Source organism: Propionicimonas paludicola (assembly GCF_002563675.1).
Lineage (GTDB): Bacteria > Actinomycetota > Actinomycetes > Propionibacteriales > Propionibacteriaceae > Propionicimonas > Propionicimonas paludicola.
The window spans coordinates 2925799-2942631 of sequence record NZ_PDJC01000001.1 but is presented as its reverse complement, the minus strand read 5'-3'; the positions used below and the strand labels follow the sequence as shown (position 1 = coordinate 2942631).

17 protein-coding genes and 1 riboswitch are annotated in these 16833 nt (G+C 68.3%); of the genes, 6 read left to right on the top strand and 11 right to left on the bottom strand.

All coding sequences use genetic code 11. The annotated features are described in order from the left end of the window. Positions 1 to 12 precede the first annotated feature (12 nt). Entirely contained in the window at positions 13 to 696 is a 684-nt protein-coding gene (locus tag ATK74_RS13600; RefSeq protein ID WP_098461547.1) for a hypothetical protein, read from the top strand. A gap of 361 nt (positions 697 to 1057) precedes the next feature. Beyond that, a complete protein-coding gene (locus ATK74_RS13595) occupies positions 1058 to 1498 on the top strand; it encodes a hypothetical protein (RefSeq protein ID WP_098461546.1) in 441 nt (146 codons plus the stop codon). Between the two features lie 31 nt (positions 1499 to 1529). Here ATK74_RS13595 and ATK74_RS13590 read toward each other — a convergent pair whose 3' ends face one another. From ATK74_RS13590 to ATK74_RS13580, 3 genes are all read right to left on the bottom strand, one after another. Beyond that, a complete protein-coding gene (locus ATK74_RS13590; RefSeq protein WP_098461545.1) occupies positions 1530 to 2240 on the bottom strand; it encodes an anti-sigma factor in 711 nt (236 codons plus the stop codon). Continuing rightward, complete coding sequence (locus ATK74_RS13585; protein WP_098461544.1) at positions 2230 to 2793, bottom strand: RNA polymerase sigma factor; 564 nt, start codon at positions 2791 to 2793, stop codon at positions 2230 to 2232. Before ATK74_RS13585 ends, ATK74_RS13590 begins: the two co-directional genes overlap by 11 nt. A 68-nt stretch (positions 2794 to 2861) precedes the next feature. Then, positions 2862 to 3515, bottom strand: coding sequence for a fasciclin domain-containing protein (locus tag ATK74_RS13580; RefSeq protein WP_098461543.1), 654 nt, complete (start codon positions 3513 to 3515; stop codon positions 2862 to 2864). A gap of 184 nt (positions 3516 to 3699) precedes the next feature. On the opposite strand from ATK74_RS13580, the gene ATK74_RS13575 reads away from it, so the two are divergent. Next, positions 3700 to 4290 (top strand): fasciclin domain-containing protein, encoded by a 591-nt coding sequence (locus tag ATK74_RS13575; RefSeq protein ID WP_098461542.1) that lies wholly within the window; start codon positions 3700 to 3702, stop codon positions 4288 to 4290. Positions 4291 to 4380: 90 nt separating this feature from the next. Here the strand turns inward: ATK74_RS13575 and ATK74_RS13570 are convergent, their stop codons facing one another. Both ATK74_RS13570 and ATK74_RS13565 read right to left on the bottom strand, forming a co-directional pair. After that, the gene (locus tag ATK74_RS13570; protein ID WP_098461541.1) at positions 4381 to 4812 is read right to left on the bottom strand and encodes a DUF2177 family protein; all 432 of its coding nucleotides are present in this window, start codon (positions 4810 to 4812) and stop codon (positions 4381 to 4383) included. Beyond that, a complete protein-coding gene (locus ATK74_RS13565; RefSeq protein ID WP_211283389.1) occupies positions 4809 to 6719 on the bottom strand; it encodes an AMP-dependent synthetase/ligase in 1911 nt (636 codons plus the stop codon). Before ATK74_RS13565 ends, ATK74_RS13570 begins: the two co-directional genes overlap by 4 nt. 125 nt (positions 6720 to 6844) lie before the next feature. Here ATK74_RS13565 and ATK74_RS13560 point away from each other — a divergent pair, with 125 nt between their 5' ends. Continuing rightward, positions 6845 to 7714 (top strand): DUF1295 domain-containing protein, encoded by an 870-nt coding sequence (locus ATK74_RS13560; protein ID WP_098461540.1) that lies wholly within the window; start codon positions 6845 to 6847, stop codon positions 7712 to 7714. 21 nt (positions 7715 to 7735) lie between these two features. Here the strand turns inward: ATK74_RS13560 and ATK74_RS13555 are convergent, their stop codons facing one another. Beyond that, the gene (locus ATK74_RS13555) at positions 7736 to 8053 is read right to left on the bottom strand and encodes a DMT family transporter (protein WP_098461539.1); all 318 of its coding nucleotides are present in this window, start codon (positions 8051 to 8053) and stop codon (positions 7736 to 7738) included. 10 nt (positions 8054 to 8063) lie between these two features. After that, positions 8064 to 8126, bottom strand: a riboswitch (guanidine-III (ykkC-III) riboswitch). Between the two features lie 49 nt (positions 8127 to 8175). Continuing rightward, complete coding sequence (locus tag ATK74_RS13550; protein WP_098461538.1) at positions 8176 to 8751, bottom strand: TetR/AcrR family transcriptional regulator; 576 nt, start codon at positions 8749 to 8751, stop codon at positions 8176 to 8178. A gap of 174 nt (positions 8752 to 8925) precedes the next feature. Here ATK74_RS13550 and ATK74_RS13545 point away from each other — a divergent pair, with 174 nt between their 5' ends. Further along, positions 8926 to 9672 carry a nitroreductase family protein gene (locus ATK74_RS13545; protein ID WP_098461537.1) on the top strand — a complete coding sequence of 249 codons (747 nt, stop codon included), beginning with the start codon at positions 8926 to 8928 and terminating at the stop codon, positions 9670 to 9672. 42 nt (positions 9673 to 9714) lie between these two features. Here ATK74_RS13545 and ATK74_RS13540 read toward each other — a convergent pair whose 3' ends face one another. From ATK74_RS13540 to ATK74_RS13525, 4 genes are all read right to left on the bottom strand, one after another. After that, the gene (locus ATK74_RS13540; protein ID WP_098461536.1) at positions 9715 to 11115 is read right to left on the bottom strand and encodes a threonine/serine exporter family protein; all 1401 of its coding nucleotides are present in this window, start codon (positions 11113 to 11115) and stop codon (positions 9715 to 9717) included. 252 nt (positions 11116 to 11367) lie between these two features. Beyond that, entirely contained in the window at positions 11368 to 12438 is a 1071-nt protein-coding gene (locus ATK74_RS13535) for a WxL protein peptidoglycan domain-containing protein (RefSeq protein ID WP_098461535.1), read from the bottom strand. Positions 12439 to 12524: 86 nt separating this feature from the next. Then, positions 12525 to 14519, bottom strand: a complete 1995-nt coding sequence (locus ATK74_RS13530) for a purple acid phosphatase family protein (RefSeq protein ID WP_098461534.1) — start codon at positions 14517 to 14519, stop codon at positions 12525 to 12527. Between the two features lie 163 nt (positions 14520 to 14682). Further along, the gene (locus ATK74_RS13525; RefSeq protein ID WP_098461533.1) at positions 14683 to 15900 is read right to left on the bottom strand and encodes a HupE/UreJ family protein; all 1218 of its coding nucleotides are present in this window, start codon (positions 15898 to 15900) and stop codon (positions 14683 to 14685) included. 163 nt (positions 15901 to 16063) lie between these two features. Here ATK74_RS13525 and ATK74_RS13520 point away from each other — a divergent pair, with 163 nt between their 5' ends. Then, positions 16064 to 16744, top strand: a complete 681-nt coding sequence (locus ATK74_RS13520) for a type 1 periplasmic-binding domain-containing protein (RefSeq protein WP_098461532.1) — start codon at positions 16064 to 16066, stop codon at positions 16742 to 16744. The last annotated feature ends 89 nt before the right edge of the window (positions 16745 to 16833 follow it).

The following is a 16833-nucleotide window of genomic DNA, read 5'->3' as shown; positions in this document are numbered from 1 at the left end:
TTTGATCGCAGCATGCTTCAACAGACCACACTCGCCAGGAAGATTTCTGACGGCCTGTATGGCCGACTTGAGTTCGATTTCGCGTGTAACCTCGGGCACGCCTTCAGTGAGGCGTACTTGCATGGAGTGCTTATGCAGATACTGGCTTCGAACTCAAACGCTCAGGATGAGGCGATACGCCCGTCTCATGCAGTGCCGGTGCTGCAACGGCGAGGTGTAGCTGGAAGTGGCCGTAAGCGAGAGGTGGACTTCGCCATCACCTCTCGAGCGAACGAGACGATCCCCCTGGTGTGCATCGAAGCCAAGTGGGCTGGATCCACGCACGCAAGCGAGGAGAACATCCTCCTCGACCTGTGCAGGCTGGCCCTTGTCCGCCAAGCCCATCCCGAGGCGACCTGCCTCTTCGTCCTTGCCGGGGGTAAGAGTGCCATGGCGAAGAGGCTGTCGACTGGCGTGCTGGCTCCACACGGGGGGAGAAGACCCAAGCAGCTTCTCCAGTCGGCATATGACGGGAATCAGAACACATACTTCATTAGGTCGACCGTTGGCGCCGCCTCAGTTCTCGATGCAAGCCTGCGGGCCAAGGTCGCTGAGAAGTTGCCTGAGATGCCGACCAGAATCGTGACGCGGCTCCACAAGCCGTCTTATGTGGATCCGCCGAACTGGGGTGTTCTGGCTTGGAGTGTCTTCGTCTAGCGGAAAAGCAACGAAGGCCTGGGAGCAATGGCATCGGTCGCTCGCCACCATTCCGCCTAGCGGTCCCATGATAGATCCCAGTCATGAACTGCTGCTCCCCAAGTCAATGCGGCTGATGGTGACGATGACAGCCGACCTGGAAGATCTCCGGTTCGAGAAGCTCGGTCCGGCTGTTGCCACCCGTGGTGTCTCACTAGTTCAGATCGGTGGGGTGTGGAGAGTCTGAGCCGTCTTGCTGGTGATAGCTGTCCCCGCGCTTGGTGTGACGCCTCCTTGTTCCAAATCCCCCAGTGGACGCAACGTTTCGCGTGATCGGTGCGTGGGTGTGAGTGTTGAGTGTCCATCCGGAGAGAGGCCCGGTATGTTTCGCAAGTTCATCGGCGTCGCGGCGCTGATCGCGGCAACCATCATGATGACCGCCTGCACCAGCGCGGGTGCGCCGGCTAGGTCGACGACGGTTCCGGCCACAAGTCCGTCCGCGGAGGCGTCGAGTGCCGGTAACTCCCAACTGCGTCCGCCGGTCTTCGTTGAGCCGGACAAGCTGGCCGGTCAGACCATCAGCGTCCGTCAGGACAGTGCTGTGGTGATCACGAGTGAGTCCACCGGGGACGAGCTGGGCAAGTGGACGGGCAGTACCGAGGACGCCACTGTCGCGGTGTTCTCCCCCGGTGGCACCCGGGACGGGGCCAGTTTCAACCCGGGCTTCGACGCAAAGAAGGTGGGCACCACGAAGGCGACCCTGACCGATCCGGCCGGCAAGTCAGTGAGCTTCACCATCCAGGTGCAGCCGGCCAACAGCTGACCAGGATGATCGCCCCGGCACCGTCCGGCGTTCAGCTCAGGCTGCCCCGCAGCAGGCTGTCGCCGGAGTGCTGGGGACGGTCGTCGAACCGCTCGCGAGAGATGTCGACGATCACGTAACCCTGCTCGATCAGGCTGCCGGTGATCCGGAAGTCCTGGACGGTGGCGTCCTTCGGCAGCACTCCGATCGAGACCATCCGCTTCAGGTCGGTGTTGATCAGCCACACCTCGAGGTAGCCGTCGCCGGGATCCAGCGGCTTCACCTGCACCCGTAGATCCAGACCGCTGGCCGCGGACGAGAGCAGTTCGGCCTCGCCGCCGCGGGTGCCGGTGTCGAGGGTGTCCAGCTGCGTCTGGGCCAGCACCGTGGGTCGGAGTCCCGGGGCATTCCCGACGACCTGAGTTCCGACTACACCGGCCACCACACCGATCGCCGCGGCTGCGGCGATCCAGCCGAAAGCCGGACGTCGCCGCCGGGCCAGTTCGTCCGGGACGCTCGGAGCAGCGGGGGCTGTGGGCGCCGGTGCGGCCTCGTCCGCCACCTCGGCACGAATGGACTCCCACACCGAGGCGGGCGGAGCCACCAACTCCTCGTCGGCGGCCTCACCGACCAGCGACATGGTCTCGCGCAGCTCGCCGACCACTGCCTGGCAGGACTCACAGCCGGCCACATGGGCGGCGGCCGACGGATCCACGGACTCGCCGAGAGCGAGCTGGGCCAGGATTTCGTCCTCAGGATGCATCGGCCCTCACCTCCCGGATGTCCTCTCGTAACTGCAGCAGTCCGCGCCGAATGTGGCTCTTCACCGTACCCAGCGGAAGATCGAGGCGCTGGGCGATCTCCTCATGAGTGTGCTCCTCGCCGAACGACAGCCGCAGGATCGTGGCCCGTGGCTCGCCGAGGTTGGCCAGCGCCGCAGCCACCACGACCTTGTCGACGACAGTTCCGTCCAGACCCGGAGTCGCCGTCGGCCCGGCCTCGGCAGCCACCGCGTGCAGGTTGCGGACGCTCCTGGCCCGCTGCGCCATCACATCGGCGATCACATGCTTGGTGATCCCCACCAGCCAGCCGGCCAGACTGCCCCGCGCCGGATCCAGACCGTGACGGCCACGCCAGGCGGCCACGAAGACTTGCTGGGTGACGTCCTCGGCATCGTGGTGATTTCCCAGGGTCCGCAGTGCAACCGTATGGACCAGGCGGGAGTGCTGGGCGAATGCTTCGGCCAGCGCCTGCTGATCGCCGTTCCGCAAGCGGACAGCCAGCTCCGCCGACGGGAGGGCGCTGTCGCTCGGCACGTCTTCAGCATAGGTGGGCCCGGCCCCTCCGCCGAGGGTTGCCGGGAAGGGGCCGGTGCCCACGCGGGTCAGAGGTTCAGCGGCCGAAGGACCAGGGTGATCCCGTGAGCGATCTGCTTGTTGCCCTTGTTCAGATCGAAGGCTCGCGGGTTGATCCACGGGTTGGCGTCGTTGCGGTCCAGATCCTTCAGCTCGATCAGACGCAGCCACTTGCTCTTCACGTCCACCGTGATCGCGGCACCCGGCAGCGCGGTGGCGAGCTTCGCGCCGTCCGCCTTCAGTGCGTCCTTGGAGCGGATCGTCGCTCCTGGCACCACGTGGTAGAGCAGGACGGCCTCGACGGCGTCCACCCCGACGGCACCGACCAGCGCCTCGAACGTCTTCTTTTCTGTGCTGGGCCACCGTCCGGTCAGGTCGCGCACCAGCACCTGGAAGGCGCGGTCGTTGGGAATGAAGGCGGTCAGCGGCACTGAGCCGTCGGCCAGGACGCCGACCGGGCTGCTCGGCTTGGCAGCCAGGACAGCCAGCACCGCCTCGGTGACGATGTCGTAGTCGTACCAGTTGTGGTCGAAGGTGTTGCCGTCGGAGGTGAGCAGCGCGGCCAGGCTGCGCTCACCCGCAGGCGAGGTGGACGCCTGGGCGGGCACTGCCACCAGGCCTGCGGAGACCAAACCGGCCACGGCAATCACACCGAGCCGGGCCAAAGTGCGTCGAAGCGTCATCGAATGCTCCCTTCAGCTGTGGCTGCACCGGCGTGCAGCTCGTCCTCTCTTCGCAGGCAGGGCCGCGGCTGGATGCAGACGAGGTCCACAGATCGCCCGATCTGCGCAGCACTACCTAGTCGTGCATCCAGCCACAGGGCTGGGGACGAAGCACAGGTACATCACTCGACCGAAAGGACCGTTCATGAAGCGCTTCGCTATTGCGGCCGCCATCCTCAGCCTGGGCCTGATCGCCACCGGCTGTACCGCTGCTGCCCCGGCCGCCCCGCCCAGTTCGGCCCCGGCCAGCTCGGCACCGGCGACCTCCGCCCCCGCCTCCCCCAGCCCGTCAATGAGCGAACCGATGATGTCCGACATCGTCGACACCGCCGTCGCGGCCGGCGACTTCAAGACTCTGGCCACGGCGTTGACCGCAGCCGGCTTGGTCGAGACCCTGAAGGGCCCCGGCCCGTTCACGGTCTTCGCGCCCACCGATGAGGCCTTCGCCAAGCTGCCGGCCGGCACCCTGGACGGTCTACTGAAGGACAAGAAGGCGCTGACCAGCGTGCTGACCTACCACGTGGTCTCCGGAGAGGTCATGGCCAGCCAGGTCGCCGGAATGAACGGCGAGAAGGTCAAGACCGTCCAGGGTGGCACCTTCACCGTGAAGGTGAAGGACGGCAAGGTCAGCCTCACCGACGGCGCCGGAAACACCGTGAACGTGATCAAGACCGACATCACCGCCAGCAACGGCGTGATCCACGTGATCGACGGCGTCCTGCTGCCGAAGAGCTAGCCCGTCCCCCAGCCGAGCCGCTCCCGGGTGCCCCGGGGGCGGCTTCGTGCTGTCCGGACGGAGCGCGTCGTCCGGTGATGACGGTTCGGCTCAGACCGGGTTGGCCCGGAGTACCCCGAAGCGCCGCAAGAGGAGTGTGGACAGCCAAGTGACCAGGGCGCCCAGCGCCGTCCCCCAGGCGATGTCGGTGACGGCGACGAATGCCGAGAAGCCGTTCAGCACGGTCAGGGCGGTCAGCCCCCAGGTGCCGTAGGTGAACAGGCCGAACAGTGCCCCGGCCAGCACCCGCCGGCCCAGCGGGACGTCCCCGGCCAACGGCTGCACTCCGAAATGCACCAGTCCGGCCACGTAGCCCAGGTAGAACACGATGGCCGCGACCGGCTGGAACGAGGCGGCCAGCAGCGAGCCGAGCTCAGCCCGATACACCCCGGACGCCACCAGGCCGATCCACACCCCGTCCACCAGGGTGAACACCACCAACGCGACCACGTAGCTGATCAACCAACGACGGAACCTGCTCATCTGCGACTCCTAGGATCTCGATAGAGGTTCTCGACAATGTCGTGGACCCGGGCCAGCAATGCGGCCCGCTTCAACTTCAGGGTAGGCGTGACCATGCCGCCCTTCTCGGTGAGGTCGGCGATCAGCAGCGAGAACCGCCGCACCTGCTCGGAGCGGGCCAGCTGTGCGTTCGCGGCCTGCACGGCCCGACTGATCGCCGCGACCAGCCGCGAGTCGTCGACCTGGACCAGGCCGCCGTCCACCGGAGCGCTGAGCTTCACGGCTCCGGCGAGACCTTCGCGCTGCGCCCAGGCATTCACCGACTCCGGATCCAGCAGGATCAGGCCACCCAGGTAGGGCTTTCCCTCACCGACCAGGACGGCGTGGGCCACCAGCGGGTTCTGCTCGACCGAACCCTCCCAGGCCGCCGGGGAAACGGTCTTGCCACCGGAGGTGACGATCACATCCTTGCTGCGCCCGCGCAGGGTCAGCCGGCCGGCGGCGTCCAACTCGCCCAGATCGCCGGTGCGGAAGAAGCCGTCGACGAAGGCGTCCGTGTTCGCCTCGCGGTTGCGGTAGCCGGCGAAGACCCCGACGCCGCGGGCCAAGACCTCGCCATTGGGGGAGATGCGGACGGTGGTGCCCGGCATCGGTACCCCGACGCTGCCGGCTCGGATCGAGCCGGGCAGGTTCCCGGTGAGCGGGGCGGTGGTCTCGGTCAGGCCGTAGCCCTCGACCACCGGCACCCCGATCCCGGTGAAGAAGCGGCACAGTTCGGCGTCCAGGGACGCCGCCCCGGACAGCAGGTACTCGATCCGTCCGCCGAGCAGGCCGCGCAGCCGGGAGTAGAACAGCCGATCGAAGACCCGGCGCCGCGCCGTCAGCCAGGGCGACGGTCGGGCGTCCGGGACGACCTGGCGCTCCTCGAGGAACCGTCCCCAGGCGATGGCGGTGTTCTGCGCGGCCGTCCAGACCAGACCCAGATGCTTGCTGGCCGCGGCGGCCGCGGCGGCGGCCTGCACCTTCTGCAGCACCCGCGGCACCACCACCAAGAAGGTCGGACGCAGCACGGCCAGCGCCGGCACCACCTCCTTCGGTTCGGCCAAGTGCGCGATCCGCATCCCCGAGGCCAGGCAGACCAGCTGCAGTCCGCGGGCCAGCACATGGGCCAGCGGCAAGAAGATGATCGTGTTCCCGTCCGCCTTCACCACCTCGGTGTAGGCCGCGGCGATGTTGCGGACCTGCAGGACGAAGTTGCGGTGGGTGATCAGGGCGCCGCGCGGCTCGGCCGTGGTGCCGGAGGTGTAGACGATGGTGGCCACCGCGTCCAGGTCGGCCGCGGTTCGGCGCTGCTCGAGCAGCTCATCGGAGACCGCCTCGCCCAGCTCGGCCAGCGCGTCCAGATCGTGGCCGGGGGCAGGGTCCATGGTCCACACGCCCAGCGGGCCGACGGCCTGCTCGGCCAGCGCTTCCCGCAGCAAGTCGGCTTGCTCGGACGAGCCGGCCACGCCGAGTCGGACCGCGGCGTCGGCGACGATCGTCCGCACCTGGACGGCAGCGGACGTGTCGTAGATCGGCACCACCACGGCGCCGGCGAACCAGCAGGCCATCTCGGCCACGGCCCACTCGTAACGGGTGGCGGCCATGATCCCGACCGAGTCCCCGGTCTCGATCCCGGCCGCGATCAGGCCACGGGCCAGCCGACGGACCTGTGCGGCGAACTCCCTGGTGGAGACCGGACGCCACGGCCCGCTGACCGGTGCGCCGGCGTCCCGGACGTCGAAGGCGACGTGATCGGGCGCCTCCGCCAGCCGGTTCAGCAGCAGATCGGTGGCATTCTGAAAACCAGTGGCGTCGACGAGCAGCGGTGTGCTCGCCTCAGCCAGTTCCGTCGACGGCATCGGTGCCTGGCGGATTTCGGTGGTCATGGCATTTCCTCCCCTTGTCGCCATCTTGGTCGTGATTGGAGGGAATCCACCAGCATCTGGTGCAGTTGTTGGGAGCAAAGGAATAAACCCGGTCGAGACGACGGCTGATTGCGGGAGGGAATTCAATGACGAAAGCTGAACGCACCTCGCTGGTGGCGACGCCGCTGGTCGTGGTGCTCGGGGTCGGGCTGGCCCTGGCCGGCAGCCAGGATGGCGCCATGATCGGATCGGTTCCGGTGTTCGCGGTGGCGGTGGCCGCCGCGTTCGTGTTGCAGTGGTTGGTCTTCGTGCCGTCCTTCGTAGCTCACACCGAGCGCTTCTTCGATCTGACCGGAAGCCTCACCTACATCCTGGTCACGCTGGCCACGCTGCTGATGGTGGGCAGCTGGGAGCCGCGTCGGATTCTGCTGGCGGCCGTAGTGCTGATCTGGGCGGTCCGGCTCGGGAGTTTCCTGTTCGGGCGGGTGAGTCGCACCGGCGCCGATGATCGTTTCGACGAGATCAAGGGCTCGCTGCCGCGATTCCTCGGGGTCTGGACGATTCAAGGCCTGTGGGTCAGCGTCACGGCGTCCGCGGCGTGGATCGCGCTCAGCTCGTCCGCCCCGCTGGGAATCGATGTCTTTGCGGTGGTCGGCCTGCTGTTGTGGGCAGTCGGATTCGCCATCGAAGTGATTGCTGATCGGCAGAAGAGCGCCTTCCGGGCCGATCCCGCCAATCGGGGACGCTTCATCTCCACCGGGCTGTGGTCGCGTTCCCGGCATCCGAACTACTTCGGCGAAATCCTGCTGTGGGTCGGGGTCGCCGTGATCGCTTTCCCGGCACTGCACGGCTGGCAGTGGGTCGGCCTGGTGTCGCCGATCTTCGTGGCGCTGCTGATCACCCGGGTCAGCGGGGTGCCGCTGCTCGAGGCGAAAGCCGAAGCCAAGTGGGGCGATCAGGCCGACTACCAGGAGTATCGACGCCGCACCCCGGTGCTGGTGCCACGCCTGGGCTGAGGTGAGGTCGGCGGTTCGGGCTCAGGACTCGACGGCCTTGAGCCCGATCACGCCGCCGATGATCATGGCCAAGAACAGCACCCGCCACAGCGAGGCGGTTTCGGCGCCGGTGATCATCCCGTAGCCGACGGTCAGGGACGCGCCGATGCCGACCCAGACCGCGTAGGCGGTGCCGGTCGGCAGACTGCGCATGGCGTAGGCCAGGCCAGCCATGCTGAGCAGTAGGGCGACGACGAAGACCACGCTGGGTGCCAGACGAGTGAGCCCCTCGGAGCGTCGCAGGGCCAGCGCCCACACAGCTTCAGCGATACCGGCCAGGACGAGGATGAGCCAGGACATGACGAGCCTTCCTGGCCGTCTTGTCGCTGACCGGGTACGGCTCCCTCGTCCGGGGCCCACGAAGGGGACCTGCCCTCCACTGTGCCAGAACCGTCCGCGGCGGGCACTCCGGACGGTTGGGCTCAGCTGCCCTCGGTGGCCAGGCTGATGGCCAACTCCATGTCGCGGGCCGCGCCCTTCGGGTCGGCGCGGACGGTGCTGAACGCGGAGACCAGCAGGGCCGTGAGGGTCTCGGCCAGCCGGGTGATCGAGGCGCCGCTGCGATCGGGGAAGCGGGCCTGAAGGCCGTGGGCAAGGCCCTCCTGCAGTTCGGCGCGATACTCAACGATCGCCCGTGCCACCGCCGAGTCCGCGCCCAGTGGAGAAGTGGCCGTGTTGATCAGCAGGCAGCCGTGGACGCCGCTGGCCTGATGTGCCGCGGTCTGGATCAGGCGCAGGTAGGTGACCACCGCGTCCGGATCGACCGGATTGTCGTACAGCGGACGAAGCCGCGGCCGGACCACCTCGTCCAGGTAGCTGATCACGGCGGCGTCGAAGAGACCGCGCTTGCTGCCGAAGGCGTGGTAGATGCTGGAGCGGCCGACGCCGGTGGCATCTTCGAGGTCGGGCATCGACGCCTCGGCGTAGCCCTGCTCCCAGAACACGCGACGGGCCGCCCGGACCGCCTGAGCGGTATCGAACTCCTGTGGTCGTCCCATCACTCCTCCACTTCTGATCAGCACCGCCACCCAGCCGATTTGTGTACCGGATGGTTCAGTATATATATTGGAACGGTCGATACACAACTACGGAGGCCCGGCCTCGCCCAGGTGGACAACCCCCGGCTGACTGCCGCGGTGGGCGTCCCTGGGAACGCAACGAAAGGCAGTGCAGTGACCAATCCCGTCCTCGAGCAGCTCACCGAGCGCCGTTCCGTCCGCGCCTTCACCGGCGAGACCGTGAAGGAGGCCGATCTCGCCGAGATCATCAAGGCGACCCAGCAGGCCCCGACCTCGATCAACGGCCAGCAGATCACTCTGGTCGTGGTCCGCGACAAGGAGCGGATCGCTCGGATCGCCGAGCTCGCCGGCCAGCCGGGGATCGCGGCCGCCGACGCCTTCGTCGCCTTCGTGGCCGACTTCAACCGGACCGCGGAAGCCGCCAAGCTGGCCGGCACTGAACAGGTCGTCGAGCGCAGCGCTGAGGGAATCCTGGTCGGTGCGGTCGACGCGGGTATCGCCCTGGCCACCTTCCAGGCCGCGGCCGCCGCGCTGGGCTACGGGACCACCCCGATCGGCGGGATCCGCCGCAATCCGGCCGAGATCATCGCGCTGCTGGAGCTGCCGCCGCGCACCTTCCCCATCGTCGGCTCCACCTTGGGGGTGCCGGACCGGGCGCGGCTGAACAAGGTGAAGCCGCGGGTTCCGGTGGAGTCCTTCGCCATGGCTGAGCGCTACGACGCCGAGAAGGTCGCCGAGGGCGTGGCCAGCTACGACCAGGTGCTGCGGGCCTGGTGGGACGGCCAGGGCCTGACCCAGATGGGCGGCTATGCCCAGGAGACCGCCGGGGTCTACTCCCGGATCTACTACCCCGAGGTGGCTGCCACTCTGCGCGCCCAGGGCTTCGAGTTCACCGACTGAGGTCGACTCCGGCGGCGGCTGACCCGGCTTCTCGAGCCCGGGTCAGTTGCCGTTGTCGTCTGTGGTGGACGGACGGGCGGCTTGCCGACGCTGCTCGGCCCGGGCCCGGTTGCGCAGGATCCGCTGGGCGCGGGTGGTCGGCATCTGAGTCCAGGTCGGGTTCGCGACCGTCCAGGCCGGATCGGTGAGCATCCGGGCGATCGCCAGGCCGGCCGCCAGCGCCACGATCACGCTGAGGGCCGCCGAGGCGTTGCTCAGCGCGTTCAGCGAGTCCCGGTTGATCATGGCCACCAGCGCCCGATAGGTGCTGGCGCCCGGGATCATGATCAGCACGGCCGGCACCGACAAGATGATCCGCGGTGCGGGCAGCCGCTGACTGGCCCAGCCGGCCAGCAGGCCGACCAGGATGGTGGCCGCCACCGCACACAGCAGGGGGTTTGCGGACGCGTCCATGGCGGTCAGCCGGGCCACGTTGGCGATCATCCCGATCACTGAGGCGGTCAGCGCCGGACGCAATGGGGTGTTGAAGGTGATCGCGAAACCGAACACGCCGATCAGGCTGGCCAGGGCACGCAATCCGAACAATGCGGCCGGCGCCAGATCCAGCGGTGCGATCTCGGCTGGGGTCAGACCGAACGTCCACGCCACCAGCCAGGCACCCAGCGCCGCGGCCAAGGTGACCATGGTCGCGTAGAGCAGCCGGGACACCCCCGAGGTGAAGTCGAACCGGGCCAGATCCAGGGCCGCGGTGAGCAGCGGGAAGCCGGGCACCAGGAACAGGATGGCCGAAGTGAATGCCGCCTCGTGGAGCGGGTGCGCGGCCGACGGCATCAGCCAGGCCAGCGCGGACGCACACAGCATGTAGACCAGGCAGGCAGCGGTCGCGGCCAGCCCGACCACGGCCAGCTGGTTGAGCCGGAACCGCTGCAGGGCGAGCTGGACGCCCTTGCCGAGCCCGGCCGCCAAGGCGGCGGCCAGGCACTCCTGCCAGCGTCCGTTGTTCAGGAAGGCGAAGGCCGCGCAGGCCGCGGCGGCTCCGGCCACGATGGCCAGGTGCGAGTAGTGGCGCGCCTTGGCTTCGACGGCGTCCAGCTGAGCATGGAGTTCTGCGGCGGTCAGCCCCGGTGCGGCCCGCAGCGAAACCCGTAGCAGCGCCGAGATTCGATCGGCGTTCACCACCGGAACCGGCACCTCCAGAACTTGGGTCCGGAAAGCGCCCTGGGCGCGGGTGGTGGCCACGATCTCGGTGAGGCTCACCTGCGCTTCGAGTTGCTCGATGCCCAGCGCCGCGGCCACCCGTCCCATGGCGGCCTTCACCCGGTAGGAGCCGGTGCCGGCGGTCAGCATCAGTGAGCCCATCCGGCACACCGCGTCCGACTTCTCGGCCAGGGCGGCGTCGCGTCCGACCGGTTCGGCGGGAGGGTTCGGCTGCAGGTCAGCCATGTCGTCACCTTCCTGGTCGGCCGAGGACGAACATGCCGGGCTCGGCGGAGAAGCACTGGGTTCTGATTGTCTCAGCCCTCAAGGTCCGGCTCGCCTACAGCCCGCCGCGCTACCCGAACTCCGCGAAGCTACCCGTGCACAGGTAGCGCGGTCGGGCTACGGGTAGCGCCGCGAGCAGGAGCGGTAGCGCAGTGGGGCTACGGGTAGCGCGGCGAAAATCGAGATCCCGGGCGCACCACGGGCGCCACGTCCTCAGTGGACCTCGACTTCGTCCTCGTCGGCAGAGGCCGGGCTAGCCACAGCGGTTCCGGTGCCGGCCAGCGCGTCCCGCACGGCCGCTTCGATCCGGGCGTCCTGCGCGGCCTTGGCCCGGCGGCGCAACCAGATGGTCAGGAGGACCGCACCGACCACGAGCACCAGGGCCAGCAGCGGGAACACCGGCAGCGCCATTGTCGAGCCGGACGCGGTGACCGGGGCCAGTGGCGAGGTCGAACCCGAGGCGTCGATCACCAGCGGTACCGCGCTCACCGTGGCGAACACCACGAAGCCAGCCAGCACCCCGGGCACCTGGACGGTCTGCGTCCAGCTCTCCCCTGGCAGCAGCTTCGGCGGTGCCGTGGCGGTCACCGGCGGGCTGGCGAACCAGCCGAACGGGCCGTTGACCAGGGCGGACGACTGCGCGGCCAGGACCGTGTTGCCGTTGTTGTGCAGGGTGTAGCTGATCGTGGCGTCACCGCTGGCCAGCGGGTTCAGCCAGCCACCCCAGCTCACCTGGACGCCGTCGACGGCCAGCTCCGGGGCCAGCGCACCGCCGACCCGCAGGCCGATCCGAATGCCCAGCCGGCGATCGACCGAGATCCCCGAGGCACCTTCGCTGGACAGCGAGGTGACGATGCCGCCGACGTAGTCGCCGGGGCTGGCATTGGTCGGAACCGCCACCCGGAAGGCGACCGCCTGCTCCTTGTCCGGGGCGATGGTGACCCGCTCGACCGACGGCTTCACCCACGCGCCGATCCCGGTCGACTGCTGGTCCTTGGTGAGTAGATCCAGCTGACCGTTGGTCGTCGTGTAGCCGTCGGCGGCGTAGATCGCCAGCTCGATGGGCTGCTTACCGTGGTTGGCGACCACCAGTTCGTCGTCGATGCTGCCCCCCGGCTCCACGGCATAGCTGAAGCTGGTCCGGCTCTTGCCGAAGTCGTTGGACGCGGTCCGCACCGTCCAGCTGGCATCGTCGGCCCAAGCCGTGGTCGGTAGCCAGGACACAGCAAGCAGCGCCGCGGCCGCGGCCGCGATCCCTCGGACGAAGGTGGAGCGGGTGACCATCGGAGTTCCTCTCGGGCGGACGATCGATGTTTGTGGGGAGGCGCTGGGGACGGCGCCACACGCTCCGTCCCCAGCGCCGAACCGGCTCAGCTGGAGAGCGCGGTGATGGTGAGGGTCGCGCGGTACGCGCCCTCGTCTGCGGACAGCTCAGGCACCTTCAGATCGAGGTCGGCGCCGAGCACGGCGCTCCCCCGGTCGTGGCCCTGCGTGGTCGAGCCGAGCACCCGAGAGATCGACAGGCCCTTGCCGTTGTCATCGAAGGACGACGCCACGGCGTCCCCAAAGGTGGCACCGCCACCGGCGGTGACCAGCTTCGGCCTCCAGCCGAGGTAGGAGCCGGAGAAGGACTTTCCGCCATCGGTGAAGTTGCCCACCGATGCCGACAGCGACCACGGCGACAGTGCGCTGCGGGTGTCGTTCACCTTGATCGGGTTGATCGCGCCCTGCGCCTCGAAGTAGCCGCCGGAGCTGTGGCTCGCGGTGCCCAGGTCGACCAGGGTGTTGTGGCCGTCGATCGTCCAGCCGAACTCGCCGGGCAGTTCCGGAACCGCAACCTGGATGTCCTGACCGTCGCCGTGGTTCGGGTGAATGGTGACCGAGTCGAAGACCGAACCGACCGGCTTGGCCGCCTCGCTGCCGTTCTTCGGGCCACACCACAGGACCTTGCCCAGCTCGACGGCTGCGTTCGGAGCGTCACAGGTGCCCGAACGGATGCCCTTCACGACCAGGGCGTCGTTCTTCACCTCGACCTTGACGTAGCTGCGCACGTGCTCCTGGTTCTGCACCGAGTTGTACCAGTAGCTGGACGGGTTCAGCGGGTCCGCCCCGTTGCCGGCGCCGCTGGTGCCGGAGGAGTCGGGGGTGGTCAGGTCGTAGTACTTCGAGCCGGAAGCCGAGTTGGCGGTGACGTAGATCACGCCGCCGGGGCCTTCGTAGACCTCGTCCTGGGCCGGCTGCTCGTCAGCATTGGCCTTGGCGCTGTTCTTGATCTCGTAGCTGCGCGAGTAGCTGTGGTCGTGGCCCTGCAGAACCAGGTCGACGCCCAGCTTGGAGAAGGTGGTCGGGAAGTCGACTCGGCGCACCTTGTTGTCGTTGTCCTTGGCGTGATCGGCCGGGGAGTAGATCGCGTGGTGGTAGACCAGCACGGTGTACTTGGCCTCGGCCCCGTGGTTGTTGATCACGTCGGTGACGTAGGCGACATGCGCCGCGTCGCCGCCGCCACCGGTGGCCGTGGTGTAGCTGTTGCTGTTCAGGTCGATGAACAGAACATCCTTGTAGATGAACCAGTAGTCGCCACCGGAGGTGTTCGACGCCGGGTTGCCGTTGGCGTACAGGGACGCCGACCGGTCGGTGTTCGGAGTGAAGAAGTGCTGCTCGTAGGCCTTGCCGCCGACGTCGTGGTTGCCGATGGTGGCCACCCACGGGTAGCTGCGCAGCTGCTCGGGCTGGGCGAAGGCGTCCCACTGGAGCTCGGTGTTGGCCGTCTCGACTTGGTCACCGCCGGAGACCAGCAGCTCGCTGTTCGGAGCCTCGTTGACTGCCACGTTCACGGTGTCGACCCAACCGGCCGCATCCTTCGTGACGTTGCCGGACGACCCGATCTGCGGGTCACCGAAGAACAGGAAGTCGAAGTTCCCGTCGAAAGACTGCGTCTTGAAGCTGTAGGTGTTCGACCAGTTGCCGTCCGAACCCACCCGGTAGGAGTAGGCGGTGTTCTTGGTCAGGCCGGTGAGGGTGGCGTGCCGGTTGAAGCCGCCCACGCTGGTGATGTTCGCGGTGCCCGAGGCGCTGAAGGTGGTGGCGCCGCTGGGGAAGTCGCCGCTGACCAGATCGGAGGTGCGGGCCAGCTGCACGACCTGGGTGGTGTCTGCGGTGGAGTACCAGCTGACGATCCGCTGGGCCTCATTAGCACCGACGCCAAGAATGATGTCGGTGAAGGTTGCGGGGGTATCGGCGTAGGCCGGGGTGGCCAGCAGGCCGCCGGTGCCGATCGAGACGCTCAGGGCGACTGCGGACGCCCAGAGCACGAGCCGTCGACGCACTGGCCGTCCGTCCCGTGCCGCTGCACTGAAGGAAGACATGGGTATCCATTCCTGTCAGGGGTTGCTCGCCGCCCGGCTGGACGGCAGCAACACTGTTTTGGCGCCAGGTGGACACCAGATGAACGGTTCCTCCGAGGCAATGGGCGGTTCCGGAAACACTGGCCGGTTGAGCGCGTGTTGTAGCTCGGACGGATGACCGGGCTCAGCCGAGGATCCGCTGGACGAACCAGATCGCTCCGGCCAGGACGACCCCGCTGGCGATCAGGATGCTCACCCAGCCACCCCACCGCGGTGCTCGTCGGCGCAGCAGGGCCAGCAGCGGGAAGGTGATGGCGATGATCCCGATCTGGACCACCTCAATGCCCAGGTTGAACACCAGCAGCGACCACAGCAGCGTCCATGACCATGGCTCGTCGATACCCAAGGCCGAGGCGAAGCCCATCCCGTGGACCAGACCGAAGATGAAGACCACGGCCAGCCGGAGCCGTCCGGCCCGATCCAGGCCCCAGGTGGTCCGACTGGCCAGCTCGGGGGCGGCCAGCGGGTCCTTACGGACCCGGAACAGATGCCAGGCGCCGACCACGGCGATCGAGGCCGCGATAGTCGGTTCGACGAACTCCGGCGGCAGGCTGGCGGTGTGGGTGGCGGCCAGGATGAAGGTCACCGAGTGGGCCAGGGTGAAGGCGCTGGCCGCGTAGATCACCTCGCGCAGCCGCCGGGAGCCGACGATCAGGGCCAGCAGGAACAGGATGTGATCCAGGCCGCCGAGCAGGTGCTCGGCGCCGAGCTGGAAGAACTCCCAGAACCGCTGGCCGACGCTCTGCGCGGTGGAGAAGGACGGCTGCTGCGCGGTGAGCGCGGCGCTGCCGGAGTGCAGATCCAGGTCGTAGGTCAGGATCGTGGTGGTGCCGGTGACGAAGCCCTCGGAGTCGGCGAACAGCGTGCTGGTGATCTCGTGGGCGTCGCTGGGCCGCGCGCAGTCGGCGTCCAGCACCAGGCCGGCGTAGGGGACGCCCTCCCGGATCGACATGGTGATCGGTCCCACCACCTGGGCCGGGCACGGGGCACCGTCCGCGCTGATCCGGAAGCGCTCGTCGACGTAGGCCTGGACGGTCGGCAGATGCGTGGTCAGAGCGGACGCCTGGGCGGTGGCGTCCTGATCCTCGAAGGCTGCGGTGCCGTCCCGGAAGAGCTGGTCGGTGTGCTGGGTGTCGGCGGCCGAGACCACCAGCAGGTCGTACTCGAGCTGGAGTTCAGCGCGGACCCGTCCGCTCTGCTCGCCGGGGGCGACGCTGGCGTAGACCACCGAGCTGAAGCCGTGGGCGGATGCGGCCGGCGCGAACCAGCCGGCGCCGAGCAGGATCGTGATGGCGATCAGCGCCCCATTGCGCGCGGCGGGGCGGACGGTGGTGTGGGGCATCGCCTGGTTCCTTCTGTCGGTTCAGCGCAAGGCTCACGGGCGCAGGTGAACGCCGGTTGGTCGGCTGGCGAACGTCGGAAGAACTCTGCTGCGGACGGCTGGATCTGAGCCTTGATCACCCCGCACAGTGGATCCGACAAGGCCCGGACGACCAGGAGCAGGCATGACGACTTCCCCGCACCGTGGGCTGCTGCTGGTGGCCGCCATGGCCGGGCTGGCCGCCGTGGCGGCGGTTGCGGCCACCGCCTTTGCCGCCGATCCGTGGCTGGAGGCTCGGCCGGTGCCCCGTCCGATCGGCGGGCTGGCTGCGGGCTTCGTCCCGTCCGGGACGCCGGCGCCGGAGTCGACCTTCACTCCGACCGCCGGATCCTGGCACGACCTGCGACCGGCCCCGGGGTATCGGGTGGTCCTGCTCACCACCGGCAATGATCGGCCGACCGGGACGCTTCGCTCTGCGGTTGGGGAGTGGGCGCGGGAGAACGGCGTCGACCTGCGCACGATCGTCGCGGACGCCCGGATCATCGCCGGTGCCAACGAGGCCATCGCACTGCATCCGGACCTGATCATCATCGTCGGGGAGGACCTGATCGATCCGATGGCCTTGGTCTCGGCCAACCACTTGAGCCAGCAGTTCCTGGTGGTGGGCGCCGAACTGGCCGAACCGACCAGCAACGTCACCGCCGCCGACTGGGCCGGCGCCTCCTTCCGCGGTGAGGGCCTGGGCACCTCGTCCACCTACAACCCGGCCTCCTTCACCCCACAGCGATGTGCGGACGCCGTCCGTGCCGGAGTCGCTGCCGTACTCAGCGGCCACACCGGCTTGGTGGTCTGGCTGGGCGACTGAGCGTCCGCGCACGCGGGTTGGCCGCTCACCGCTCCACCCTCAGGTTCGCAGCGGCGCTGCCCGTCTCGACACTTCGCTACCCGTCCTGT